Annotated in this window: 13 protein-coding genes and 1 pseudogene; 4 read left to right on the top strand and 10 right to left on the bottom strand. The window is 66.8% G+C overall.

The annotated features are described in order from the left end of the window. Window positions 1–421: 421 nt before the first annotated feature. The 8 genes and pseudogenes from RWH43_RS05995 to RWH43_RS17725 all read right to left on the bottom strand — a co-directional run. Complete coding sequence (locus tag RWH43_RS05995; RefSeq protein ID WP_316000933.1) at window positions 422–3,832, bottom strand: DEAD/DEAH box helicase family protein; 3,411 nt, start codon at window positions 3,830–3,832, stop codon at window positions 422–424. 124 nt (window positions 3,833–3,956) lie between these two features. Continuing rightward, window positions 3,957–4,892 carry a restriction endonuclease gene (locus RWH43_RS05990; RefSeq protein WP_316000932.1) on the bottom strand — a complete coding sequence of 312 codons (936 nt, stop codon included), beginning with the start codon at window positions 4,890–4,892 and terminating at the stop codon, window positions 3,957–3,959. Then, on the bottom strand, window positions 4,889–6,073 hold the full coding sequence (locus RWH43_RS05985) for a restriction endonuclease subunit S (protein WP_316000931.1): 1,185 nt from the start codon (window positions 6,071–6,073) through the stop codon (window positions 4,889–4,891). Before RWH43_RS05985 ends, RWH43_RS05990 begins: the two co-directional genes overlap by 4 nt. Beyond that, entirely contained in the window at window positions 6,070–7,554 is a 1,485-nt protein-coding gene (locus RWH43_RS05980) for a type I restriction-modification system subunit M (protein ID WP_316000930.1), read from the bottom strand. Before RWH43_RS05980 ends, RWH43_RS05985 begins: the two co-directional genes overlap by 4 nt. 466 nt (window positions 7,555–8,020) lie before the next feature. Continuing rightward, window positions 8,021–9,940, bottom strand: coding sequence for a hypothetical protein (locus RWH43_RS05975; protein ID WP_316000929.1), 1,920 nt, complete (start codon window positions 9,938–9,940; stop codon window positions 8,021–8,023). A 167-nt stretch (window positions 9,941–10,107) separates the two neighbouring features. Further along, window positions 10,108–11,328 carry an exonuclease domain-containing protein gene (locus RWH43_RS05970; protein WP_316000928.1) on the bottom strand — a complete coding sequence of 407 codons (1,221 nt, stop codon included), beginning with the start codon at window positions 11,326–11,328 and terminating at the stop codon, window positions 10,108–10,110. Between the two features lie 61 nt (window positions 11,329–11,389). Next, window positions 11,390–17,887, bottom strand: coding sequence for an anti-phage protein ProA (gene proA / locus RWH43_RS05965; RefSeq protein ID WP_316000927.1), 6,498 nt, complete (start codon window positions 17,885–17,887; stop codon window positions 11,390–11,392). A gap of 172 nt (window positions 17,888–18,059) precedes the next feature. Next, window positions 18,060–18,233, bottom strand: a pseudogene (locus RWH43_RS17725) (DnaB-like helicase C-terminal domain-containing protein); the annotation flags it as partial. Between RWH43_RS17725 and RWH43_RS05960 the strand changes: the two are divergent. Then, window positions 18,207–18,785 (top strand): DinB family protein, encoded by a 579-nt coding sequence (locus RWH43_RS05960; protein ID WP_316000926.1) that lies wholly within the window; start codon window positions 18,207–18,209, stop codon window positions 18,783–18,785. The pseudogene RWH43_RS17725 and the gene RWH43_RS05960 overlap by 27 nt on opposite strands. A 31-nt stretch (window positions 18,786–18,816) precedes the next feature. Here RWH43_RS05960 and RWH43_RS05955 read toward each other — a convergent pair whose 3' ends face one another. Beyond that, the gene (locus tag RWH43_RS05955) at window positions 18,817–19,578 is read right to left on the bottom strand and encodes a helix-turn-helix domain-containing protein (RefSeq protein WP_437127381.1); all 762 of its coding nucleotides are present in this window, start codon (window positions 19,576–19,578) and stop codon (window positions 18,817–18,819) included. A 196-nt stretch (window positions 19,579–19,774) separates the two neighbouring features. Between RWH43_RS05955 and RWH43_RS05950 the strand changes: the two genes are divergently transcribed. Next, a complete protein-coding gene (locus RWH43_RS05950; RefSeq protein WP_316000925.1) occupies window positions 19,775–21,184 on the top strand; it encodes an MFS transporter in 1,410 nt (469 codons plus the stop codon). Window positions 21,185–21,221: 37 nt separating this feature from the next. On the opposite strand, the gene dnaB is transcribed toward RWH43_RS05950, so the two are convergent. After that, entirely contained in the window at window positions 21,222–22,589 is a 1,368-nt protein-coding gene (dnaB, locus tag RWH43_RS05945; protein ID WP_316000924.1) for a replicative DNA helicase, read from the bottom strand. A 615-nt stretch (window positions 22,590–23,204) separates the two neighbouring features. Here dnaB and RWH43_RS05940 point away from each other — a divergent pair. Both RWH43_RS05940 and RWH43_RS05935 read left to right on the top strand, forming a co-directional pair. Continuing rightward, complete coding sequence (locus tag RWH43_RS05940; protein ID WP_316000923.1) at window positions 23,205–24,182, top strand: hypothetical protein; 978 nt, start codon at window positions 23,205–23,207, stop codon at window positions 24,180–24,182. Window positions 24,183–24,260: 78 nt separating this feature from the next. Next, complete coding sequence (locus tag RWH43_RS05935; protein WP_316000922.1) at window positions 24,261–26,126, top strand: beta strand repeat-containing protein; 1,866 nt, start codon at window positions 24,261–24,263, stop codon at window positions 26,124–26,126. Window positions 26,127–26,135 lie beyond the last annotated feature (9 nt).

Below are 26,135 nucleotides of genomic sequence, written 5' to 3'. Positions count from 1 at the left end.
AGTGCGTTGCCCGCGTCGAAGACTCACCGGTCCGCCACTCGACAGTGTCGAGTAGCCCCTGCGGGGAAGGGTAGGAAACGTCGCCATGCGGTCATTGGTTCGTTGGTCCATCGCGGCGAGGAGGATCGCACGCCTATCGGTGAGCGCACGGATGCCCACCCCTCAGTGAAGGCAAACCCCGGGCCGCGCATCCGTCCGCGCCACGACAATCGCGACGTTGTGCAGCCGCATGCCGAGCGCGCGGAAATCAACGCCTCGCGCTTACCGTTCCAAACCGCAGCGCATGGCTCTGCAGGACGCTAGACAATCGTGACTACCCAAACACTTCTCTGCGATGTAGGTGGCTGAAGCAAAGCTTCTACGAGGGGCGTGGCCCACCGGGTACATGCGCGTACGGTAGTTCTAAATCCCCGTTGAGAACTCACGCGCTCGCCGACTCGCTTGGCTTCGCCGATTCGTCGATCTGCCGCAGTCGCGCGATCAGATCGGATATTTGCGCGTCGCTGAACAATGCATCGGGCCCCTCAGGGGCTATGCCATCGAAGGGATCCTCATACAACCGCCGCGGATCCAGATACCCAGCGATCGTGAGCTGCTGCACGACCAGGTCGACGAACGCATGCTGGCGATGGGTGAAACCGGGTGTGGAGACGAAGTCGGCGAGCTGTTGCTCGACGGCCGAGCGATCCATACCGACGATTGACCGCACTAGTCGGCCGAGGCCGCCAGCCCCCTTCGCTTCCTCATTCAACAAGCCTGCGTCGAGGCCACCCGCTGATGTCAGCGCTTCCTCCAGCTGCTCGAGGTCAACCGCGGTGAGGGGGCGTCCGGTGCGCAGCTTATGTAGGGCAACATCCGACCGGCCGGTGAGAAAGCCGAAGAGCTTCTCACGGAACGCACGACGGTTGAGACCCGGCACCACGCGTGTGAGGACGACGTCGCGGACAGGGGCGAGGGTGTCCTCGAAGTCGGAGTACACGATCGCCATGCTCTCGCGGCCGATGAGGCGCACGAGGTCTCGGAGGTTCACGCGCACGCGCTCGAGCATGACGGCGTCGACGTGTTCCCACCACGACGCATCAGCGACGGCATTCAGCAGCGCTGCCTGCGCGGCCACCGCCGGGATACCGCGCTGATCGCCCAGCGCACGCGCGATGTCGACGATGCGGGCGGCGACGCCGACCGGCACCGGCTCGCGATTCGCAAGGCTCACCTGCGCGGTGAGGACGAGCGCGTCGAATCGTTTGGCGGCTTCGTCGGTGTCCTGTTCGGCAGCTGAGGGCAAGCCAGCGAGCTCCGCAGCGGCATCCACATCGGCGTCCCTGAAGCTGTCCCACGCATGCGAACTGCTGAAGCGCTCGACGGCGCGCAGCCGCCGGCGCACGAGGAAGTTGTCATGGTTCATGCCCGCGACCGCGGAATGCAGACGCGCCGCGAGCACATCACGCAGACCTGCGGCATCCGGGTCGTCGGTGCCGTGCAGCGCAGCGAGCAGGCGCGTGCGCAGTACAAACGAGCGCTCCGCCAGCGACACCGAACGAGGTGCCGCTGCCTCAGTGAGCTGCTCGTTGAAGTAGTCGATGTTGCCGCACACGTCGAAGATCACGAAGTCGCGCTTGTCGTCGCCGGGTCCGTACAGGTCCGGGCGGAGACGTGTGCCGCGTCCGACCATCTGCCAAAACTTGGTGTGCGAGTTGACGGGCTTGAAGAACACCAGATGCACGACGTCGGGCACGTCGATGCCGGTATCGAGCATGTCGACCGAGATTGCGATGTGCGGCGACTTCGCGGGAGTGGAAAACGCGTCGATGAGCGTCTGCGCGTAGGGGCCGGATGCGTACGTGATCACGCGGGCGAACTCGCCACGCGTCTCGGGAAAATTCACATCCCACCGCGACTCGATGAACTCGGCATGCCGCTGGTTCTTCGCGAAGATGATTGTCTTGCCGAGCACGTCGCCGCCGCCGACGCGGCGCCCCTCCGTAACGAGCACGTCGAGCACCTTATCGACGGTGTCTTCGTTGAACAGCCAGCGGTTCATCGCGGCGGCGTCGATCGCATCGGGGATCTCGCCGTCCTGCCACTCGAGCTCATCCCACCGCTCGCGTTCTCCGGGGCTCAGGTCCGCGTAGCGGATGCCGCGGGTCATGAACCCGAGATCGATCGGTCGCGCCACGGGAGGAACGAGATACCCGCCCGCGATCGCGTCGTCGAGCTCGAAAACGTCGGTCGGCACACCATCGTCGAGGTCGAACATCCGGTAGGTGTTGTGATCGACGTCGGCGCGCGGTGTTGCGGTGAGGCCGACGACGAGCGCGTCGAAATACGAGAAGATCTCGCCGTACCTGTTGTAGATCGACCGGTGCGCCTCGTCAACGACGATGAGGTCGAAGTAGCCCGGTCCGAAGCGGCGGAGCGCGTCTTCACCGGAGTCGATCAGGCCCATCACGGTCTGATAGGTCGAGACGAAGACCCGCCCGTCGCTGTCGCGGTCGGTCACGAGGTTGACAGGGGCGCTATCGGGCAGATGGGTCTTGAACGCGGCGACGGCCTGGGTCACCAGCGCTGTGCGGTCGGCGAGAAACAGCACGCGCTTGATCCAGTTCGCACGCTGCAGCACATCGACGAGGGCGATGACGGTGCGGGTCTTGCCGGTGCCCGTAGCCATCACAAGCAGCGCGCGGCGGCGCTGGTGCTCGAACGCCTCGGTCACCGCGCGGATCGCACGTAGCTGATACGGCCTCTCGACGATCGTGTGATCGACGGATGCCGTCGCGAGCGGCTTAAGCGACGTCCGGCGCTGGATCGCCAGCACGAGCTGGTCTTTCGTCATGTACCCGGCGACCGAGCGGGGCGGGTACCGGCGGTCGTCCCACAGCCACGTCTCGAAGCCGTTCGTGTAGTAGATCAGGGGCCGCTGACCGAAGTCGCGCTCGAGGGCGTCCGCGTACACCTCGGCCTGCAGCCGGCCCTCTTTCGCGCTCTTCGTGGTGCGCTTGGCCTCGACGACGCCGAGTGGCTTGCCGTCGTCGCCCCACAGCACGTAGTCGACTCGACCTTCACCCGACGCGGTGGGGATCCCGGTGACGGGCCACTCTCGATCGCGGGTGTTGGTGAGCAGCCACCCCGCTTCGGCGAGCTGCAGATCGATGAGGTCGCGGCGCGTCTCGGCCTCCGTCGCGACGGTCGGATCAGGGATACCATGCGCGGCATTCACGACGTCGTTCGCGGCCTTCGTCGCGGCAACCCCGGCCTGTAGTCGCGCGAGTTCCTCCTGCAATGCGGCGCTGCGCTCGCGCTCGTTCGCGAGCGCCCGGCGCGCCTGGTCAAAGTACTCCTGCGCGCGTTCGAGCTCGGCGCGGGTGCGCTGGATCACGGCGGCCGGAGCCGGCGGAACCCGGGCCAAGTCGAAGGGTGGAGCTCCGACGGCGTTCGGATCGCCGTAGCCGTGATCGAGCCACCGGCAGATCGTGTGCAGCTGCTCGAGGGACCCGCGGGCGCGGCCGAGCGGCATCGCCTCTTCTTTGTGGACCGCGTCGTTCCCGATCGTCCGCACGATGCGAAGGCTGCCAGTCACGTTCTGGCCGACCAACGCCTTGAAGGCGGCCTGGGCCGTCAGATTCGCGAAGGAGTCATCGTACGGGCGCGGCAGGGCCTCGGCGGCGTAGATCCATTCGGTGAACATCTCGCCAGCGCGCCGGGCGTAGGTCGCGGACGCGCGCGGGTCGCTACGCAGGTACGACTCAGCGCGGGATGCGGCCTCCCAGACTTTCGGCCAGCGATCCCGGACGAAGTCGAAGTTCCCCAACGCGCGGCTCCCTGCGGCAGGCACGGCCCCCACCTTTCGCCATGCTAGCGAACGGTGCCGACTTTGCCTCCAGATCGAAGCTCAATCCCGAAGCTGGTCCGCGTCGGCGTGCTCGTCATGGTCGTCGAGCACAGAATCCGATCGCCGGCTACTCGTCGGCGAAGAAGTCCTCGTCGACTTTGAGGATTTCGATCGTTTGGGCTACTTGCACGCCCACCTTGTGCCTGAGCATGAGCGCGGTAAGCCGTTCGCCGTCGACGAGGGCAATCTCCTGCGGCACGCGCTCCGCGGCATCAACTGCTTCAGCGGTGAACCGGCTCGTCGTGAAGAACACTCCGACGTTCGCACCCCGTGTGGCAAGAGCTCCCACGAATTCTTGGACCTTCGGGCGACCGATTGTCGCCTCGGCGTAGCGCTTCGCCTGCACGTAGATCTTGCTCAGCCCGAGCTCGTCGCGGTCGATCACTCCGTCAAGACCCCCGTCGCCCGAGCCCCGCAAGGGAGACATCGTTCCATCGCGGCCATAGCCCATCTTCACCAGCAGCGAACGGACGACGCGCTCGAAGTCATACGGGTCGCTCTCTCTCAGCCGCTGCAGAAGCGTCGACTTTGTGTCGCTCTCGATGAGTTGGATTCCCGAGCTGATGAGCTCATCTGGGTCGGCGTCCTCAACTGTCGCGGGGGATGGATCGACGGTGATCGTCTTCCGTCCGCGCGCGGGGGTGTACTCGCTGTAAGCCGGAATCGCGTAGACAACGGGCTCTGGGATCGCCCCCTCGTGCTCACGGAGCAGTCCGCGTCCGGTTTCGGTGATGCGGAAATGCGCTCGCGACGGCGACTCGATCGCCTTCGCTCGGCGAAGCGCAGACGTTGCCCACCCGATTCGGTTCAGCGCTCGAGGCTGACCAGAGCTGAGCGTCTCTGCGATCTCATCCTCCGAAAGACCTGCACGGGCGATGACGGCCCGCTCCATGTCACGTTTCTGCCATGTCTGACCATCGGCGAGTACCTCCAGAAGTGGGCGAAAGAACTCGTACCACCGCGGCATCGTTGAGATCGGCTCGCGGGCCGTGGTGTCGGTCATAGTTGTCCTCGGAAAGCCCGGTGTTGGAGGGACGCGAAGAGGGTCGCGAATGCGTCGACCCGACGTGCAGATGTCATTCTGAGAGCTTCGGCCTCATCGAGTCGCTGCGTGAAGGTCGCGATAGCGGGTTTCGACGGTATCCTCACCGGGAAGTCTCGCAGCTGACTCGAGTTGATCGTCGCGATCCCCGTCGTCTGCTTGGCCGCACGCAGGAAGTACCGCTTCCCGTAGTCACTGCCGATCTCCCAGCTCAGCCACGTCATGTCGACGGAAGTGTCGATCGCTCGGACTCGGAACACGTGATTCTGATGAATGCTGACGGGAAGCTCCGACCTCCACACAACACCGCGGCCAAGCTTGTCTGGATCACCGCCTTCGGTAAGAAGCAGGTCATTCGTGACAAGCCGATACCGCTGGATCTCTGCTTCGCTGGCGTCGATCGTCTTCACGTTCGACAGGTCAAGACGCTTGTCCTGCACGTTGGCGACGGTCATGTACGGCACCTCGACAAGCCCCGTCGGCCGCGGCCTACGGCCTTTTGTTATACCCGAGCCAACCGTGGCGATCTCCGAAAGCGGCACCACATGCTCGTCAACGAGCGTCAACTCGAGTTCGCGAAACGCAGACTCAGCGAGTGACGCGCTTGCCGTGGTGAGCTTTATAGCCGTCGATTGGAGGGCGTCGGCCTCGTCGAGAATCGCGGCGATCCGGCGCTGCTCGGGGAGGGGTGGGAGCCGGACCGGCCAGCGAGCTAGGTCCGTCTTCCGCAATGACGGGACGGAGGTGGTGCTGGCAATCTGGCCCAAGTCGATCTGCTGGAGAAATCTGAACAGGAACCTCGGGTCTACGTCACTCCCCGGGACAGCCGCCATCACATTGTTGTCGATGAGCACGGGCACGCCGTTGAAGGCACGAGCGTTAAGCCGGAGCGACTCCCCGATCTTCGCGAACAGGGTACTAAGCGCCGGGATCGGACGCGTGCGCAGGGCGACGAGGTCGGCTTCATCGACATAATTTCGCGCGGTCGATAAATTCCCGCCGTTCGAGCGTGAAGCTTCTCCGATATCGCCTACCTTGGCGAACGGATACTGACCTGCCGTGCGGCCTTGGAAAGCGAGAGGGAATGCCGCTCCCGCCCGCAGATCAGCGACCTCCCCTAGCGGAACGGTCTGCCAGGTCACGCGAGCATCTCCCTCAGGCGCTTCAGGCCCTCCTGGATGTCGACCTCGAGCAAATCGATCTCCTCCAGGATCTCAAGGGGGGAGCGGTGCTCGACCTCCTCGATCTCGATCTCCTTGTACCGATTGAGCGAGAGGTCGTAGCCGTTGTCGACGATCTCCTGCTTTGGCACGACGAAGCTCTGATCGGTCCGGGTGCGGGCGGTCTCGGCATCCCGTGCCTGCCAACGGGCGAGTACGTCGGGCAGGTCGTTTGCCTCGATCGGCGTCCGCTTATCGTCGAGCGTCATGCCGTCGGCGCGCACGTCGTAGAACCAGACGCGGTCGGTCCCCCCGGACGAGGTCTTCGTGAACAGCAAGATCGCGGTGGACACCCCCGTGTAGGGCTTGAAGGTTCCCGACGGCAGCTTGATGACGGCATCCAGCTTGTGCTCGTCGACGAGCATCCTGCGCACGGCCTTGTGCGCGTTCGAGGAGCCAAAGAGCACACCCTCGGGCACGATCACGGCCGCGCGACCGCCGTTGCGCAGCATCCGGATCATGAGAACGAGGAAGAGGAGTTCGGTCTTGCGTGTCTTCACGACCTTCTGCAGGTCCTTCGCGACCGTTTCGTCGTCAAGCGACCCAGCGAACGGGGGATTGGCGAGCACGAGCGTGTATTGGTCGAGCCCCGGGTGGCCCTCCGATAGAGAATCGGCGCGTTCGATCGTCGGGTTCTCGACGCCGTGCAACAGCATGTTCATGCTCGCGATGCGCGCCATCGAGGCGTCCGAGTCGTAGCCGGTGAACATCGGACCGTTGAAGTGGGCGCGGGTGGCGGCATCCGTCCAAATCTCGGGGTGGTGCGCGCGCAAGTACTCCTCGGCGGTAATGAGGAACCCGGCCGTACCCACCGCGGGATCGATAATGAGGTCGTCCGGGCGCGGCTGCTGCAGGTCGACCATGAGCTGAATGATGTGCCGGGCAGTGCGGAACTGCCCGTTCGTGCCGCTCGTCGAGAGCTTGAGCAGCATGTACTCGTAGATGTCGCCCTTGGTGTCGCGGTCTTCCATGGGAATCTCGGCGAGCAGGTCGACGACCTTCGTCAGCAGCGCCGGCGTGGGGATTGTGAATCGCGCGTCGCGCATGTTGCGCGCATAGCTCGAGCCCTGAGCACCGAGCCGGCGCAGCCACGGGAAGACGTGCTCGGAGACAACATCGAACATTTCGACGGGCGAGTAGTTCGTGAACACGCTCCACCGGAGGTCGCGGAACGGCCTGCGCCCCGGCAGGTCGCTGTCGTAACCGTCCGGAAAGATCGGGCTTTCAATCGGGTCGCCGAAGCGCGCAGCCTTCTGCTCGGCCTTGGTGTGCAACTCGTCGAGCCGCTTGATGAAGAGTAGGTACGTGATCTGCTCAATCACCTCGACCGGATTGGCGATGCCGCCCGACCAAAACGCATCCCAGACCTTGTCGACCTGACCCTTCAGTGGACCTGTAACCACAGACTCTCCCGACTCGCGTACAACCCTCTTACGCTAACCGAGTCGATGAGCAACAGTAGCTCGGGTCCGACGGGGTACTGATGCGGTCTTGGGCGGCGACCCCGGTCGCACCTGGACTCGCCGGCATCGAGCCGCACGTCGTCTTCGCGGAACCCTCGTCGCCGCACCGCGGGACAATTTGCCGCCACACGATTCGCGCTCGCATCACGCCGGGCACATTACGCAACATGCAACGACAGCAGCCACCCCGCACGAAGGACAACCCACATGCGTCGTCGGAACCTGAACGGGGACGGTCAGAAGCCCGTCGCTTCGGTGGACGTGCTCGACATGAACGCCGTCGAGAACGAGCAGCAGCTCGCAGCGGACGCTCCATAAGCGGCGCTAGGTCGGCCTCCTGCGGGCGACGAGACCGTGTGGTTTATCTCAAACAGGCGCATATGCCATCGGCTCGCAGAGCCCAAGCTCAGGACGTTCTTGTATTTGAGAGATGACGACCGATGTAGCCGATGTAGATCTTCCCGGTGGACTTTACATCGTCCAAGTAGTACATGCGCGGAGCAAATTGGTCTCGATGAGTGGGCTTGAAGTGCGCCTGCATCAGAATTCGCCCCGTCGGGTCCACACTGGCCGGCACGGGCAGTTCACGCTCGCTTCGCCATTTGTTGTTCTGTAGAACCGATTCGCTTTCACGTGCCGCATGCCGCTGCGGAGAACACTTGAATCCGTCGACGTCGTCCTGTTCGAGGTACATATACACGCTTCCATCGAATACGCCACCCTCACGGAGAGCCGCGTATTCAGCGAGAACGCGCACGTAGTCCCACAAGTCATTCGCGTACTTGCCGTAATGGTCCCGCTTCCTGACCTCAGCGACAGCGGCAGGGTCGCCAGTGAACTCCACGTACTGCAATGCCGTGTGAGCATCCTCACCCGGAGTTATGCGCGCGATCAATTCCTCGACGTCAGCCGGCGGAGCCCAAAGCTCGGCTTCAGCATCGATAGGGGGCGTAAACTCGTGAAGTTCACGCAATCGCGCCTTGAGCAGCTGGTTCTCACGATTGAATACTCGAACCTCGTCTGCCGAAAGTGCAATTTCAAATCCGAGTTCGTCAAGCTGCGCTCGCAGATCAGTCAACTCAGTCAGCAAACGATCGTTCTCGGCTTCAACTTCAGAGATGTAGTCCTGGGCTACGCGAGCATCCGCGATATTCGCAGCGATGAAGGTGTCGAGTTCCTCAACTTCGAGTTCGGTGACTTCCGCGCGCCCAAGCCACCGGGCCAGCACGCGCTTGAGGATCGCCAAGACGGGTGTCCGCGTACCTGTGGTTGCCTCCGAGGGACCGCTCTCGGACGGCGCGCCAGCGGCGCTCGAGTCGGGGAGTATCCGCTGTTCGCCTGCGGACTCGATCGCAACCTGTTCAGCGATTCTCTGCCGTCGGCCGGCTCGATCGAGCAACTCGATGGTTCGACGGGCATCTGCCGGGAGCGCGCGTTCCAGAAGACGCAGTCGCGGCCCGCGGGCATGCACTGCGGGTAGCTTGCCGATGACGGTTCGACCCCTAATCGCCCGGGCGAGTGTGGATGGGCCGAGGAAGCGGTGCGCCCGACCGTCGAGCGGATCGTCGAGCTGGACGTCCGGGCCAAAGGTTCGTACGCGGCCGGCCGGCGCTTCGTGCGACGCCGGCAAGTGTTGGTTGAGAACAGGGACAGCGTCCGCAGCGATCACAAATGTCGCAGCGACTCCGAGGCTATTGCGCGTCAGTTTCTCGATGATCTCGGACCACGCAACATCTACCTCCGTGCCCGGCGAAGAAGCGACAATTACGGACCCGATGCGAGTTTTGTCCGTGATTGCGTCCAGGACGGAACGAACGTCCTCAGATCTGACGAACTGCGGCCGGCTAGTCAGGAGAGTCGATCCATCCAGTGGCTCGAGCTCATCGAGGAGGTCACGCACAATGCGTGGGGTACCAACTACGTCCAAAGCAGCGTCGTCGGTGACCCCGTCCAGTGCGCCTTCAACGACGAGAAGCCCCCGCTTTGCGCCAGTCTCTCGTGCGGCGTAGATGGAGATAATGAATGTCCCGGTGAGGTTAGCGTCGACCAACCGGTAAAGCCTGCGTCCAACGCTCTCATCCGCGTCGTGGATACCTGTGACGAGGATTGAGTATCGATCATCGAAGTCACGGCTGGTGGCGCCGTCCCAGTCGTCGAGTCGACCGACACCACCAAGCTTCTCGCCGAGCCACCCGCGCACGTGGCGCTCGGCGACTTCGATCGCATCGACATGCGGTCTTACTCGGAAAACCGTCCGGTATCCCACCCCCCAAGTCGATTCCGTCAGACGCTCGGCCGCGTTATCCGCAATTGCCTTCTCGGCCATTCTCTGCCCCACCCCCATGGCGTCGCTCGCGGACGGCAACTCGTCGACGAATTTCTGCGACGTGGGACATACTGCCCTAAATCATGGCGAGAGGTGCATAACGGCGCTGACACGGGCCCCACCCCCGGGCATCGCCCCCTGCACGCTGAGGTCCCTAGACGCCGCCGCTACTCGCCAGCCCCCAACCCCAACAACCTCTCCAGCCCCTCCTCCGTAACGATCGGAATCCCCCACGCCCGCGCCTGCCGCGCCTTCCCCGACATCGAATCGGGGTCGGCGGCCACGAGCACTTTGGCCTTCTTCACCATGCTGTCCTTTGGAATCAGACCGCGCTCGGTGAGGATGTCGAACCACGCCGCTCGATCTCGGCGCGTTTCGCCGGTGATGACGACGGTGTCACCGGGCGACAGGCGAAAGCCGGTGCTGAGGGTCGGGACCGCGGCATCCGGTTTCGAAGCGGCGCCGGCGATGGTCTCCGCGTCGATCTCGAGCAAAGTACCGATCTTCTGGATGTCAGCCCACTCGTCAGCGGTGAGCTGGTCGTCCGCCCAGGCCGCCGAAACCAAGCCGTCGAAGTAGGCGCGATGGATGCGCCGAACCGCGGTGCTCGACAGGTTCAGCTCAGCGGCGAAACGGATGAGGTCATCGGTCTCCGTGGCGGACATGTATCGATCGAGGAGGACGCGATCGAGCAGAGCGAGGTAATCCAGATTCAAGGAGCCGTCGTCGACGGCGGCGTCAGTCGCGACGTCCACGTGCAACCGCTCGAGAACCGACCGCGGCGCCGTATCGGAGTCCGTGCGCGCCAACCAGGCCGCCGTGTCGAACGGCTCGTCCGGCCACTCACCCGGGGTGGCGAGCCACCCATCCCACCAGGCGGGATCCTGACCCGCGCCGATGTAGGCGCGAAGAAGCGCCGCCGCAGCGAGCGCATCGGCGGAGGCGCGATGAGCGTTCTCCATCGCATATCCGATGGCAGCACTGCAGTCGGCGAGACTCCGATTGCCCGGCAGGAATGTGCCCGCGAGCTGCATCGTGCACATCCAGTACGCGAAATCGGGACACGCCAGACCGGCCTGCTCCATCGAGTGAGCCAAGAACCGTGCATCGAAACTGGCGTTGTGCGCAACAGGTACCCGCCCGCGCAAGAGCGAGGCGATGGACGGCGCGAGCGCACCGAATTCCGGAGCTCGCGCGGCCGCAGCGGCGCTGATGCCGTGGATACGCTGCGCACCCATGTCCCGCATCGGATTGACGAGTGTCTCCCAGACTCCCTCGACGACACCGGTGGGCGACACGTGCACGATCGCTACCTCGACGATGCGATCGTGTTTCTGCGGAAACAGACCTGTCGTTTCCAGATCGACGACTGCGAATCCTCGCCCCATAATGCGCTCCTCACGGTGATCGACGTCACTCTAGCCGTCGGCTGAACGCGATCATCGCCGCTCAGAAACGGGCGACATAGGCTCCCGACGGCGCAAGCTCGACCCGTCGCGTGGCCACCGCCACCGTCAGAGCCTCGGCAAGTCGCTCGGAGATCTGCGTCGTCATCCGCTTTCCACCGAACAGCCGCAAAGCTTCTCGTTTGATCTCGTCCTCGCGCACCCCACCGCCGAGCTCAGCGACAACGGCCATCGCGTTCGCGATCTCCTCCAGAGCGACGGACTCGAGCGGTCGGCTCTCCCCCGGGCTACTCGTGCGAACGTCTCGCCACGTCGACACATCCACGTCCGCCGGCCAGACGAACTGCTCATCGCCTCGGCGAGTAGAAGCATCCGGGATCAGCCGAAGGATCGCTGCGGCCCGTGCGCCCGACACACGTGACAGTCCGAAGGCTTCCGCCACCACTCGCGCCAAGCGTGCCCGCGAGATCGGCCCCTCGGCGGCGATGGCATCCACGATGGCGGAGCGAACCCGCCCGGAAGCAGATGGGCTCGGAAGAGCGTCGAGCACAGAGACTCCCCCAGACAGGGGGATCGTCCAGGGCACGAAGGGGCGGACGTGCGGATGCGTCACACTGACGGCATCCTCGTCGTCCTGTCCTGCCGGCACTGCCCCGCGCTGAGGCTCAAGCGGCTCCTCCGCCGGAAGCGCGTCGAGATTCTCGACCCGCTCCACCGGCGCGTCTGAAGCAGACCGCTTCCCGGCCTTGGCGGCCTCCACAGCCGCGACGAGTCGGTCGGCCGTGGCATCCGGATCATCCAGCCATTCCGGCAGCCACACCCTTTCGACCCCCGGCCACCGCATCAACCTGCCGAGGACATCAACGGGCAGGCCATCGCGGTCGGCCACCGTGCGGCGCGCGCGCCAGCCCTCACCGTCGAGCAGGACGGCGATGAGCGGCTGGGCGGGGTCGGACGCGGATGCGAGCGTGAGATCGATACGGAAGTCCGAGAGCCCGACGTCCGTCTTCACGACGAGTCCACGCTCGGTCAGGACCGCGGCGATCTCATCTCGGTGCCGATCGATCACGGGCACGCGGGACGTGGAGTCATCGGTCGGCGCGACTCCGCGGGCGGCGAGCTCGAGGTAGGACTTCAGGTCCTTGAGTCCACGAGCCGAGGTCTGCTCGGCACGAAGCTCAGCGGGATCGAAGCTCGCGTACAGCACGACCTGTCGTCGCGCACGGGTGACCGCGACGTTCAGCCGCCGCTCTCCCCCTGCACGCGAGAGCGGCCCGAAGTTCAGCGGCAGCATTCCGCGGTCGTTCTTGCTGAAGGCGACGGAGAACAGGATGGTGTCGCGCTCGTCGCCCTGCACGCTTTCGAGGTTCTTCACGAACAATCCATCGCGCTCGTCGAGCGCGCGACCGATGCGTTCATCGGACGCGTCACGCAGCATGTTGTCGATGAGGTCACGCTGCTGAACGTTGAACGTGATGATGCCGATCGACGGCGCCGCGTCGCCGGCGGCCGCGAACCGACGGCCCACCTCGTCGACGATCGCCTGCGCTTCGATGAGGTTCGTTCGAAGAACTCCACGCCCACCCGAACGCTCGAACCGACCGTCGACGCGCACGAGAGAAAGACCGTAGTCGGGCTTCGTTGCGGCGAGCGCGCCGGGTGCAGACGCCGTGGAGTCGCGCAGCGGCGCCGGAAACGACGACAGACGGCTCTCGTAGTACTGGTGGTTGCTGAAGGCGATGAGCGCTTCGTCTTGGCTGCGGTAATGCCACGAGAGCCACTTGCTCGGAACGCGCGCTTGGGTGCACTCCGTGAGGATGGACTCCTCATCGGCGACGACGCCCGCATCCGCCTCAGCCTCATCGACGTCGGCCGTCACCTCGGCGAAGGTCGACGGAGGCATCTGCTTGGAGTCTCCGACGACCACGACAGAGCGCGCTCGTCCCATCGCCCCCACGGCATCCGCGACGCGAATCTGCGAAGCCTCGTCGAACACCACGATGTCGAACATCCCGGCTCGAGCGGGGAAGAACCGAGCGACGGATTCCGGGCTCATGAGCATGCACGGCGTGATCTGGGTGATCAGCTCGCCGTACTTGTCCATGAGCGTCCGCACGCTGTCCCCACCGCGCTGCCGCGAGAGCTGACGTTTGAGCGCACCCATGTCGCCGCCGTCGAACTTCGGGTCGAACCGCCGCTGGGAGAGGATGTCAGCCGGCAGAGCCCGCGGAAGCTCGCCGCGGATGGCCGCCGAGCTCGCGGCGAACCGTTCGATCGTCCGGTTGTGCGCCGCGGGATCGAAGTCGCTGAGGGCGGTGGCGTCTTCACGTTCACCGAGGGACGCCGCCGCGACGCCCTTGTCGAAGGCGAGCGCGGCGTCGTCGGCACGGATGCGCCCGGCCAGAATCGCCTCCCGCGCCTCGTGCATCCCGTGGCGCCGCAGGGGTTCCACGTGCCGGAGCAGGTCGATCCAGCGGCCGAGCGTGACCGGATCGGTCGTCGCCAGGTTGCGCGCCGTCCGCGTGCGTTCCCAGGTCGACGCGATTCCGTCATCCCCAGCCCAGATGGCGAGCTGGTCAGGCGACGCGCCACCTCCCGCAGCAGCGACGACCGCGCGCCACGCCGCGGCGAGCGCCGCGTACCGCTCGGCCGCCCCCGCGTCCGGGGCCGTCGTCTCGTACATGCGGCGCAGGTCCGAGCGGAGATCTCCGGCGGTCGAGGCATCGGATGCGAGCGTCATCGAAAGCCAACCCGCCCACCGGAGGGCGGCCACGACCTGGTCCGCCGAGCCCGGCATGTGGGGATTGACGTCGGGGGCCGCAAGCACGACGGGCAGACGCTGCAGCTCGCTACGCAGTTCGTCGACCTGTGCGGCCGTCTCGGCCATGGCACCGGTCAGAGTCGAGAGAGACCGCACATCGACCGCGGTCTGCTCGACGCGCAGGTCCGTAGCGAACTGGGCGAGTACCGCACGCCGACGCTTCCTGCGACCGAAGAACGAGGACGCGTCGGCGGCCAGTGCGGCGGCGTGGATGTCGCGAACGCTGCGTGAGAGTACCCGCGCATCGACCTGCGAGAGCCACGAGGGGGGCTGCGCGGCCGCGTTTGACAGACGCCGAGCGACGTCGTCAATCACTGCGGGCTGCACCCGGTCGAGGGCGTTGAGAGCATGGCGCGGTGCGCGAGCGACACCCGCCCACGCTTCCAGCTGCTGCGGGGCGCGCACGCGAGACAGCAGTTCGCTCGGACCGACGGCCGCGAGCGCGTCGTCGAAGGTGCGGGCCGCACTGTGCAGAGAGGCCGCGTCGATGGACGGATCGTCGACGAACCCCCACGGATGCAGAGCCGCCGGGCGGGCTAGATCGCTGACGGCGGGCAGCTCCCTCAGCGTTGCGCGCAGATCGTCGATGTGATCGCCTGACGCAACCAGGGAATGCGGCACATCCAAGGGCGGGATGTCCGCGGCGGATGCCAACATCTGCGATCGAGCCGAGTACAGGGACAGACCCGCCGCGTTCGGTTCGTGCACCCGCTGCGCGTAGCGCGACAGCGCGCCACGGCTGGACTCCGCCGCCTCCCGCTGCGCGGACAACGCCGCCCGGTCAGGCCGGGCGGTGGCGTCGAGCGCTACCCTGAGCTGCTCGCGCACGGCATTCGGCCTCGCACCCTTGTCGTGCAGGTCGAGCGAGAAGGCGCCGAGTCCGACGGCATCCAATCGGTCTCTCACGACCTCCAGCGCCGCACGCTTCTCCGCCACGAAGAGCACGCGCTTGCCGGATGCCAACGACCGAGCCAGCAGGTTCGTGATGGTCTGCGATTTGCCGGTGCCCGGGGGGCCTTCGAGCACGAACGTGCGGCCTTCAACGGCTTCGACGACGGCCTCGAGCTGCGAAGAGTCCGCGGAGACGGGAACCTGCGCCGAGAGCGCATCGAGATCGACGTCGACCGGCGCCGGGACCGCATCGATGTACGCCTCATTCGGCGAACTGATCAGGTGGGTGACGAGCGAGTTTGTCGCGAGCTCTTCCCAGTTGTCGTCGAGATCCTTCCACAGCCGGAACTTCGCGAACTGCAGAATGCCGAGGTGAACGGTGTCCTCGACGATGAACGGTCGCTTGGCGTCCACCATCGCCTGGCGCACCGCATCGAACGCCGCGCCGAGGTCAATCCCCGCGGCATCCGTCGCCGGATTCGCAAGCCCGGGCACCTCGATGCCGAAGCTCACCTTCAACTTCTCGAGGAGGCAGTAGTTCGGCGTGGACGCACCCGCCTCATCGAGGACGAGACGGAAGGACTGCCCACGCGACACACTCTCCAGGGTCACCGGCACGAGAACGAGCGGCGACTGCAGCTGCCGGTCGTTGAACTCCCATCGCAGGGTGCCGAACGCGAGATACAGGTTGTTCGCGCCGGTCTCTTCGGTGACGGTCTTGGCTTTCGCGGCCAGAGCGCGCAGCCTCGTCGTATACGCCGCTTGCGTGACGTCGGTGAGGTGCGCCTGCCTCTTGTCGGCCAGGAGCGCCTCTCGTTCGGCCTCGTCGCGGTCGCGACCGAAGCGGATGCCACGCTCCCGCGCGATCTCGGGAACGTCGTCGGACGCGAGAATCGTGACGCTTGCTCCTCCGTTGATCATGTCCTCGAGCCGACCGAGTGCCGCGCCTGGCACCGCGAGTTGGTATCCGGCGCTACTCGTGAAGTTGATGAGGCGGTTGCGCAGACTCAGGTCGAGCAGAGCGTTCTTCCACTGCGCCACCCGCGGCGGAGCCACTGGGCGGCCCTGCGCATCGTGCTGGTCAGCGATGAACGGTGCCAGCACACGGTCCAGCGGTCGATACTCGACGACGGTCACCTCGCCATCAGGACCCACCGTGCGGCTGGGGAGCGGAAGAATCCCGTTCTCGCGGGCTGCGCGCACGTCGGTGATGCCGAGGATTTCGTCGCGGCGCGCTTCGAGATACGCCTGGGGCGTGGCACGGGCGCGGTCGAACGTGGCGGATGCCGTGCCACCGGTCACCTGCGTCGTCTCCAGCAACGAAATCCGGCCGAGCTTGGCGAGGTTGACCGCTTCTTCGATATCGGTGGTCGCGGGCAGACCGAGGCTGCCATCCTCACGCCAGTAACCCAGGAAGATGTGGCCGTCTACCGCCCACAGCGTCGAGTTCATCCCAACCTGCTCGAGCAACGCGGCGATCGTCAGCGTCGTGTCGAGACACGTTCCGAGCCGTCCCTCGAGCACCTCCTGCGGCGTGCGGACCTTCTGACCGCGCAGGCCCCAACTCGCCGGCGGTTCTGCATAGCGGATGTCGAGTTCGCGCGTGGCGTCCCAGATGGCCGCGACCATGGCATCCACCCTCGCCGGATTGTCGCTCTGGTAACCGTCGAGCTGTGTGCGGCCGGTCGACTGCCCCAGCAGATCCGAGGCACGCTGCAGGACGGGCGTCAATGCGGTCGCCTGCGGCTGAGCGAAGGATGCGAGGAGCTCGAGGCCGAGATGCAGCTCCCTCGCGATCCACTGGTTCGCAGCCAGCACGGTGACCGGATGCCGATGATCGGCGATCACCGCGCCGTCCGGTCCGCGCAGAGTGACAGTGATGAAGCCCGGCTGCTCCGTATCGACCTGGAGCATCGGAGCGGGATCGAGGGACAGCAGGTCGAGCCCAGCGAGTGTCTTCAGACCGGGCGCAAGGTCGAGAATCACGACTTTGGGTGACCCCAGGGAACCATTGGCCGTGGCGGCCTCGATCTCGAGAGACGCTCCACGAAGCTCGGGCCCGGCGTACGAGACCCGAACCTCCTGCACGGGCACGATGCGCGCGTGCGCCATGGCGTAGCTGAGCTCGGTGACCGCGTCGAGAGAAAGACGCGCGCTCGGCGTCGGAGCAGGTGGGGTCTCAGACGTGCCCGTCTCCGGCTGCTCGCGGAGTTGCCTGCGGGTGAGCGGCGATGCCGCCTCGTCCGACTCGGTGGATCGTGCGGCGGTGGCCGTCGGCGGGGTCGGCAGAGGGGTCGCAACAGCCGGTGGCGCGGGGAGCCGCACGACCGGTGGCGCGGGAAGCGGCGCACTCGGCGGCGAAGGAAGCGAACGACCTGTCGCCCCACCGCCCAGGGCCGACAGCACCACCGGCTTGCGCGCCGCGATCCGTTGCGCCTCGTCAACCGCGCCGACTTCGCGAAGGAGCAGCTCAGCCGAATCGAGCGCTCGATACGTCTCGGCGAGGCCGAATTCGACCTGGTGTGCGTGTTTGTTGCGCACCTCGCGCATCTCACTCGCCCAGTTCGTCGCCTGTCGCGAGATACGCCCATCAAAGGGGTAGCCGAGGTTGCCCAATTTCTCGGTCATCGCCCGCAACATCAGCCCGACATCATTCGCATGATGGTGCGAGGTGGGTCTGCCTGCGAGCTCGTCTTTGTGAGCGATGACCTGCACCCACGACGGTCCATCGGGGAGACGCTCCGCGAACACCCGCTCGATGAACGGGCGGAGGCCTTCTGCCAGGTCGTCGACGGACTCGCCGATGATCGGACGTGTATCGATAGTCATGACATTCCCCCCGACGCCCGTTCTGACTTGAGCGTGCTCATTCGGAGCCTAGGTCAGAAGACGCGTCGCGATCCGCCGCGCCAGCGACCTACGGTCACATCCCCGGCGCCATATCCGCCAACCGCGAATGTTGCCCGCGGAACGCGGCCATAATCGTGTCCGTGACCAGCTACACATAGTCGATGACGACCATCTTCAGACCCTCGCGCTGCTTCAGGCGACGGCACTTCGCGCGGATCTCGACCAGCGTCATGTTCGAGATGTCGTTGACGAAGAAGGGGTCTGGCCCGTGTCGGCACCCCGGAGTACCGTCTGCGCCATGAAACCGGACGAACTCTTCCTCCACGCCGACGCCGCCCTTCGCGAGGTCATCGACCAGCTCGACCCGGCCGACTTCCCCGCCCCGGTTCCAAAGGAATGGAGCCAGCTCGAGTCGCCCACGCTGCTCGGCATCCTGGGTCGCCATGCCTACGACGAGGCGTGGGTGCCCGACGTGATCGCCGGGCGCGCGGCCGCCGACGGTGATCCGTTCGCCGATGCCGACCTGCTGGGCGACGACCCGATCGCCTCGTACGACGCCCTCAACGACAAGGCCACGGCCGCGGTGGGGGCGGGCGAGGTCGCCGACACCTTCCGCTTCACCTACGGCGACTACCCGGCCGACGAGGGCTTCGCGCACCTCGCGATGTACCGCGCATCGCAGGCGTATTCGATCGCGAAGCACTTCGGCATCCAGTTCCACCTCTCTCCCGAGCTGATCGCCGGCATGAACGAGCACGTCACCCCGCACGCCGACGAATGGCGGCAGTTCGGGGTATTCCCGCCGGCCATCGAGCCACCGGCCGATGCCGACGACGAGACCCGGCTGCTCTGCACGCTGGGGTTCTGGGTTCCGTAACCGGCTTCGAGAAGTCGGGCACGGGGGGTCATCACCCCAGAAGCGCCAACGCGTCCGCCGCAGCGCTCCCCGCCTCGGCGGTGTGAGTGAGCAGGCGCTGGCCGTTGCTGTCAGGCAAGTGCAGCACCTCGTAATGCAGGTCGAGGTCGCCCACCTGCGGGTGGTGCAGCCGCTTCGTTCCGCTCGAGCACAGACGCACATCGTGCTTCGCCCACAAACGCGCGAAGTCCCGGCTGTTCATCGACAGCTCGCCCACGAGCTCGGCGAGCGCTCGATCGTCGGGATACTGACCGGCCACGTACCGCAGCGACGCGACGGCCGACGCAGCCTCCTCGGCCCAGTCTCGGTGCAGCTCGCGCATGTGCCGGTCGAGAAACAGCAGGCGCATCTGGTTCGGACGCGTCGCCGGATCCTGCGGGTCCGTGAACGCCAGATGGCCCGCCACCAGCGCGTGACCGAGACGATTCCAGGCCAGCACGTCGTTGCGCCGCCCGAGAAGCAGCGCCGGCACGGTGGGCATCGACGCCAGCAGAGCCAACGCGCCAGGCACTGCCACCTCCGCGCGGGCCGTGCGGGTGCGGCGCGCCGGAACCGGGCGGGCGAGCTCGTACAAGTGCACCCGCTCGTCGTCGTCGAGGTCGAGAGCGCGCGCGAGCGCCTCGATGATCGCATCGCTGGCGTTGGCCGACTGCCCCTGTTCGAGCCTCGTGTAGTAGTTGACCGAGATCCCGGCGACCTGCGCCAGCTCCTCACGTCGCAGACCCGGCACCCGCCGCGGGCCCCACGAGGTCACACCCGCCGCCGCGGGCGTCACGGCATCGCGACGGCTGCGGAGGAAGTCCCCCAGCTCGCTCGACACCCGACCCTGCCCGCGCGGTGATTGCACCGCTCCAGTCTGACCCACTCCACCCGCCGCGTGCCTGCCCCTGCGAGGGGTACCACCGAGGGGGTCCTGGCTGCGCCGCGCCCTCGTTCGCAGGGTGGATGCCATGAACACCGACTCCCCGGCCACGGCAACCGATACCGAGAGGCCCGACGCTCTCGGCATCCGTCAGCGCCTGGCGCTCTTCGTCCTGCTCACCGCGAGCTTCACTCTCGCGGTGGACTTCTCGATCCTGAACGTGGCGCTCCCCCGCATCGGCCGGGAGGTCGGCTTCGGTCTCGCCGACCTGCAGTGGATCGCGACTTCTTTCGCGGTGTGCGCGGCCGGCTTCACGCTCTTCTTCGGGCGTTGCGCCGACCTGTTCGGCCGCCGCCGCCAGTTCCTCGCCGGCACCGCCCTGCTCGGTGTCGCCTCGCTCGTGGGCGGGCTCGCGAACGAACCGTGGGTGCTCATCGCGGCACGCATCGCGCAGGGCATCGCGACGGCCGCCGTCACCCCGGCCGCGCTGTCACTGCTGACGACGTCGTTCCCCGAGGGACGACTCCGTGACCGCGCCCTCGGGATCAATGGCGCGCTCATGGCCGCGGGGTTCACGACCGGCGCCGTGCTCGGCGGCCTCCTCACCGACCTCGTCAGCTGGCGATGGGCCTTCTTCGTCAACGTCGTCGTGGCCGTGGTCGTCCTGATGATCGCCCCCGCAGTCCTCCGTGAGACCCGGTCAACCGAGAGGCCGAGACTCGATACCGTCGGCGCCCTCACCGTCACCCTCGCGCTCGCGGCAGCGGTCTTCGGACTGACGCAGGCGAGCGAGCACTCGTGGGGCGACGCGCGGAGCTGGGGATCCCTGATATTCGCCGCGGTGATGGTGATCGCATTCGTGGTGACGGAGCGGGTCGTGCGCGACCCCCTCGTCCCTCTCGGCGTCCTGCGGCGTCGAGCGATCGCGTGGGGCAACATCGCCGGGGTCATCGCCTTCGCAACCGAGACCTCAATCGTGTTCCTGCTCACCCTGTACCTGCAGAACGTCCGGGCCTTCAGCCCTCTCCAGGCTGGCCTCGTCTTCGCGGTGCTGGGCGTCGGCACGGTGATCGGCGGCCTCGTCGCACCCCGCATGATCGCGCGCATCGGCGCGACGCGCGCGATCGTGGTGGGCCTTGCCGTGCAGGCCGCGGCGACGATCCCGCTCGCCTTCCTCGACCTGATGTCCGGATGGCTCGTCGTCGTCCTCGTCGGCACCTTCGTCGGTGGCGTCGCGAACCTCGTCGCCATCGTCGGCTTCATGGTCACCGCGACCACTGGTATCTGCGACGAGGAGCAGGGCCTGGCGACCGGACTCGCGACGATGAGTCAGCAGATCGGCATCACCGTCGGCACCCCCGCGATGTCGGCGAGCGCCGCCGGCCTGAGCCTCGGTGTGAGCACCGCCGTGGTGGTGAACGCGGGGTTCTGCGTGGTGGTGTCCGCGGTCGTCGGGCTCGCGCTGCGCGCTCGGTCGAATTCGACCGCACGACGATAACGAGAAGGCGGCGCTCGACGGTTCTAGACCGCGGAGGTCACATCCCCGGCGCCATATCCGCGAACCGCGAGTAGTGACCCTGGAACGCCACCGTGATCGTGTCGGTCGGACCGTTACGGTGCTTCGCGACGATCAGGTCGGCCTCGCCCGCACGCGGTGAGTCCTTCTCATACGCCGCCTCGCGGTGCAGCAGCACCACCATGTCGGCGTCCTGCTCGATCGAGCCCGACTCACGCAGGTCGCTCAATGCGGGCTTCTTGTCGGCGCGCTGCTCGGCACCACGGTTCAGCTGCGATAGCGCGATGACCGGAACCTGCAGCTCCTTCGCCATCAGCTTCAGCGCACGCGAGAACTCACTGACCTCCTGCTGACGCGACTCGACGCGCTTACCGCTGGTGAGCAGCTGCAGGTAGTCGATGACGACCATCTTCAGACCCTCGCGCTGCTTCAGACGGCGACACTTCGCACGGATCTCGACCAGCGTCATGTTGGGGCTGTCGTCGATGTAGAGGGGCGCGTCGTTGATACGACCGCGGGTGGCGGCGACGGTGGTCCAGTCGCGCGAGTCGAGGGTTCCCTTGCGCATGCTCTGCAGCGGGATCTGACCCTCGGCGCTGAGCAGACGCATCGCGATCTCGCTCCGACCCATCTCGAGCGAGAAGAAGATGCAGGGGGCGTTCGACTTGATCGCGGCGGCGCGGGCGAAGTCGAGAGCGAGCGTCGACTTACCCATGGCGGGGCGGGCGGCGAGCACGATCATCTGGCCGGGATGCAGACCATTGGTCAGCTGGTCGAGGCCGGCGAAGCCGGTGGGAATGCCCGTCATCGACCCGTCGCGACCGCGAGCGGCCTCGATCTCTTCGACCGCGGCATCCACCGCCATCGTCAGGGGGATGTAGTCCTCGGCGCTGTCGTCGCCCGACACGTTGTAGATCTCGGCCTGCGCGCTGTTGACGAGCTCGGCCGGGTCGCCCTCGCCGGCGTAGCCCATCTGCACGATGCGCGTGCCGGCCTCGACCAGGCGGCGCAGCAGCGCGCGCTCGGCGACGATCGACGCGTAGTATCCGGCGTTGGCGGCGGTCGGCACGATCGAGGTGAGCGTGTGCAGGTAGTCCGCTCCCCCGGCGCGCTGCAGCTCGCCGGTCTTGATGAGCTCGTCGGTCACGGCGACGACGTCGGTCGGCTCACCGTGCGAGTAGAGCGTGAGGATCGCCTCGAAGATCAGCTCGTGCTTCGGCACGTAGAAGTCCGGACCGCGCAGCGTCTCGATGACATCGGCCACCGCATCCTTCGACAGCAGCATGCCGCCCAGCGCGCTCTGCTCAGCCAGGATGTCGTGCGGCGGCGTGCGCTCGGGACGAGGTGCTTTACCGAGACGTTCTTCGGCGATGTCGGCGATCGACACGGACTCTCCTTCTGCTCTCGGGCTGCCCCGCCGCCCTCCTCGCGCGCGCGAACGGCTTCGGCGGAGAGAGGTGGAACGGCCTCGGGAGCACGAAAACACGAAGTTCCGACATCGGAGCGTGCACGGGTGGTGAGGCGCTGTCCGAGGGGCTGCACCCACGCTAGATACGTGATTCTCCCCACGCAAACAGGCCTGTGGATAACTCTGTGGACAATTTGCGGGAAACGCCGCCATGTCTGTGCACAAGTGCTGTGGAGAACTCGGTGGATGGATGTCAATCTTGCGCCCGATGTGACCTTTGAACAGGTCTTTTTCTTTCCACAGGTCCGCTGGGAAAAACCCGTGTGAAGTGGAAGTTGAAGGTTGTCTGCTAGGGCGTCCACATGTGTACAACCCGGGGGATAACTCGCCGATCGCCTACCGATCGGAGGGGGCCGCTGTCAAATCTTTTTTTCCATCCGGCGTGTCGCCGGACGCACGCCGATCACCGATCGACTACCGGGAATTCACCAGGCCTCTTTCGCTCGGGTGAATCGGGGCGTATCGTCGCGCCCCAGGAATCACCTTGGATTCACCTATGGGGGGCGAATCGTGGATGACACGTTGAAGAGTGGGGTGCCGCGCACACTGCGCATCGCCCTCTTCGGCGTGCTCGCGGCCCTCGCGCTCGCGCTCGTCTCGCTCTTCGTCTCGGCCTCATCCGCCTCGGCAGACGACGGCTCGGGCCTGCTCGGCTCCGTCGGATCGACCGTCAACGACGTCACCGACACCGCCGGCACGGTAGTCGACCACGTCGCGACCACGGTGGCTCCCGCCCCGATCGCCGAGGCGGTCCCCGCGCCCCTCGCGGAGCCCGTGCAGCACGTGGTGTCGGCGGTTCCGGATGCCGTGGCCGACGTGACCGAGACCGTCACCGCGACCGTGAACGACGCCGGCTCCGCCGTGAACGAGGTCGTCGACACCGTCACCGACCCGATCGTCGAGGTGGTCGAGCCGCTCCCCGTCGTCGGAGGAGTCGTCGCTCCCGTGGTCGAGGACATCACCGACACAGTGGGTGGCGTGGTCGATGAGACCGTGCCCGAGGTCATCGGCGAACTGCCCTCGATCGACCCGGTGGTTCCGACCGTCCCCGCACTCCCCTCGACCCCCGGAGCCGGCGTCGAGCCCGGTGGAGAAGCCGTCGTCGAGCCCACCGACACGGCTCCGCAGCCTGCCGAGGCGCCTGTCACGCTCCCCGTGGCCGCTGAGCACGTCTCTGCCGCCCCGGCTCCTGGCATCCGGGCGATCGAGGCTCAGACCGCCGACGTGGCCCTCGCGTTCGACGGGGTCGCGGCTCCGGGGGTCACGGCATCCGTCGCCCTTCCCTCGTCCGATGACAGCGCCCCCGCGCAGCCCAGCCCGCTGATGCTGCCGGGCGCCAGCGCCGGTTCGGCGTCGACGGCCTCCCCCGGCTCCGGAGCGGGGGGAACCACCCCCGCGACCGCCGGTGACGCCGCGACGCAGCCCTCGATCGTTCTTCTCGCGAGCGGAGGCGACGTCGACGACGATCTGCCTTCCGTCCCCGTCTACGACACCGACGTCTCTCCTGACTGAGGCCGGTCTCGCCGTGCTCGACACGGCTGACGACCCCGCGCACACGCGCACCCTCACTCATCTACAGGAGAAACTCTCATGCGCAAGATCTACTCGCGCGTCCTCATGGGCGCGCTCGTCGGAGGCGGCCTGGCCGTCGCCGGATGCGGCATCGCGAATGCCGCGGAAACCTCGGGAGCAGACGGACTGCTCTCGGGCGACCAGGCTGTCATCTCGGTGGACGCACCGGTCACGGTCGGCGGCAACGCCGTCTCGGTGATCGGCGACAGCCACAGCGAGAACGCCGACACCTCTGCACCGGCATCGGCCCCCGCCCCCGAGGCGACCACCGACGGCAGTGACAGCCTGCTCGGCGGCAACCAGGGCCTGGTGTCGATCGACGTTCCCGTGACGGTCGGCGGCAACGCCGTGTCGGTCGTCGGAGACAGCAACACCTCGGATGCCGAGACCTCGGCTCCCGCAGAACCGGCCCCTGCGCCGGCTCCCGTGGCCGACACCACCACCGACGGCGGCGATAGCGTCGGCGGCGGCAACCAGGCCATCCTGCCGGTCGAAATTCCCGTGACCGTCAGCGGAAACGCCGTGTCGGTCGTGGGCGACAGTCACAGCGAAGACGCCACCACCACCGGCGACTCGGGCTCGGGTGCGGGCGCTGGAGAGGTGACCACCGACGGCACCGACAGCGTGCTCGGCGGCAACCAGGTGCTCGTTCCCATCGAGCTGCCCGTCACCGTCGGCGGAAACGCCGTCTCGGGCATCGGTGACAGCCACACCGAAGACGCCACCACCACCGGCGGCTCCACCGTCTCGGGCTCCAACACGGGCGACATCACCACCGACGGCACCGACTCGATCGGCGGCGGCAACCAGGTCATCGCCCCGATCAACCTGCCCATCACCGTCGGCGGCAACGCCGTCTCGGGCATCGGCGACAGCCACAGCGGAGACGCCACCACCACCGGCGGCTCCACCGGCTCGGGCACCGGCGACATCATCACTGACGGCACCGACTCGATCGGCGGAGGCAACCAGGTCATCGCCCCGATCAACCTGCCCATCACCGTCGGCGGCAACGCCGTCTCGGGCATCGGCGACAGCCACACCGAAGACGCCACCACCACCGGCGGCTCCACCGGCTCGGGCTCCGGCACGGGCGACGTCGTCACCGACGGCACCGACTCGATCGGCGGCGGCAACCAGGTCATCGCCCCGATCAACCTGCCCATCACCGTCGGCGGAAACGCCGTCTCGGGCATCGGCGACAGTCACACCGAAGACGCCACCACCACCGGCGGCTCCACCGGCGGCATCGGCGACGTGATCACCGACGGCACCGGCAGCATCGGCGGCGGCAACCAGGTGATCATCCCGATCAACCTGCCCGTCACGATCGGCGGCAACGCCGTCTCGGTCATCGGAGACAGCGACACCGACGGCTCGAACACCGGCACCCCGGGAACCCCCGGAACGCCTGGCACCCCGGGAACCCCCGGCACCCCCGGCACCCCCGGAACGCCCGGCACCCCCGGAACGCCCGGCACCCCCGGCACCCCGGGAACGCCCGGCACCCCCGGCACCCCCGGCACCCCGGGAACGCCCGGAACGCCCGGAACGCCCGGAACGCCCGGAACGCCCGGCACCCCCGGAACCCCCGGCCTGCCCGGCCTGCCCGGCCTCCCCGGTCAGCCCGGAACGCCCGGCACCTCCGGCACCCCCGGAACCCCCGGAAACCCCGGCATCTCCGGCACTCCCACGGTGATCGGCTCCGTCGCCACCTCGGCCTCGGCTCCACTCGCCGCCACGGGCACCGCGAAGGCCGGTTCGTCGCTCGCCATGACCGGATCCGACGGCTCGTCGGCCGCCGGCCTCGGCGTCGCGGGTCTGCTGACTCTGATGCTCGGGGGCGCGCTGCTCGTGCTGCGTCGTCGCCGCGCAACCGTCTGAGTCACGTTC

Origin of the sequence: Microbacterium algihabitans, assembly GCF_032464975.1 — a bacterium.
GTDB lineage: Bacteria > Actinomycetota > Actinomycetes > Actinomycetales > Microbacteriaceae > Microbacterium > Microbacterium algihabitans.
This window is presented reverse-complemented; position numbering and strand designations above follow the sequence as displayed.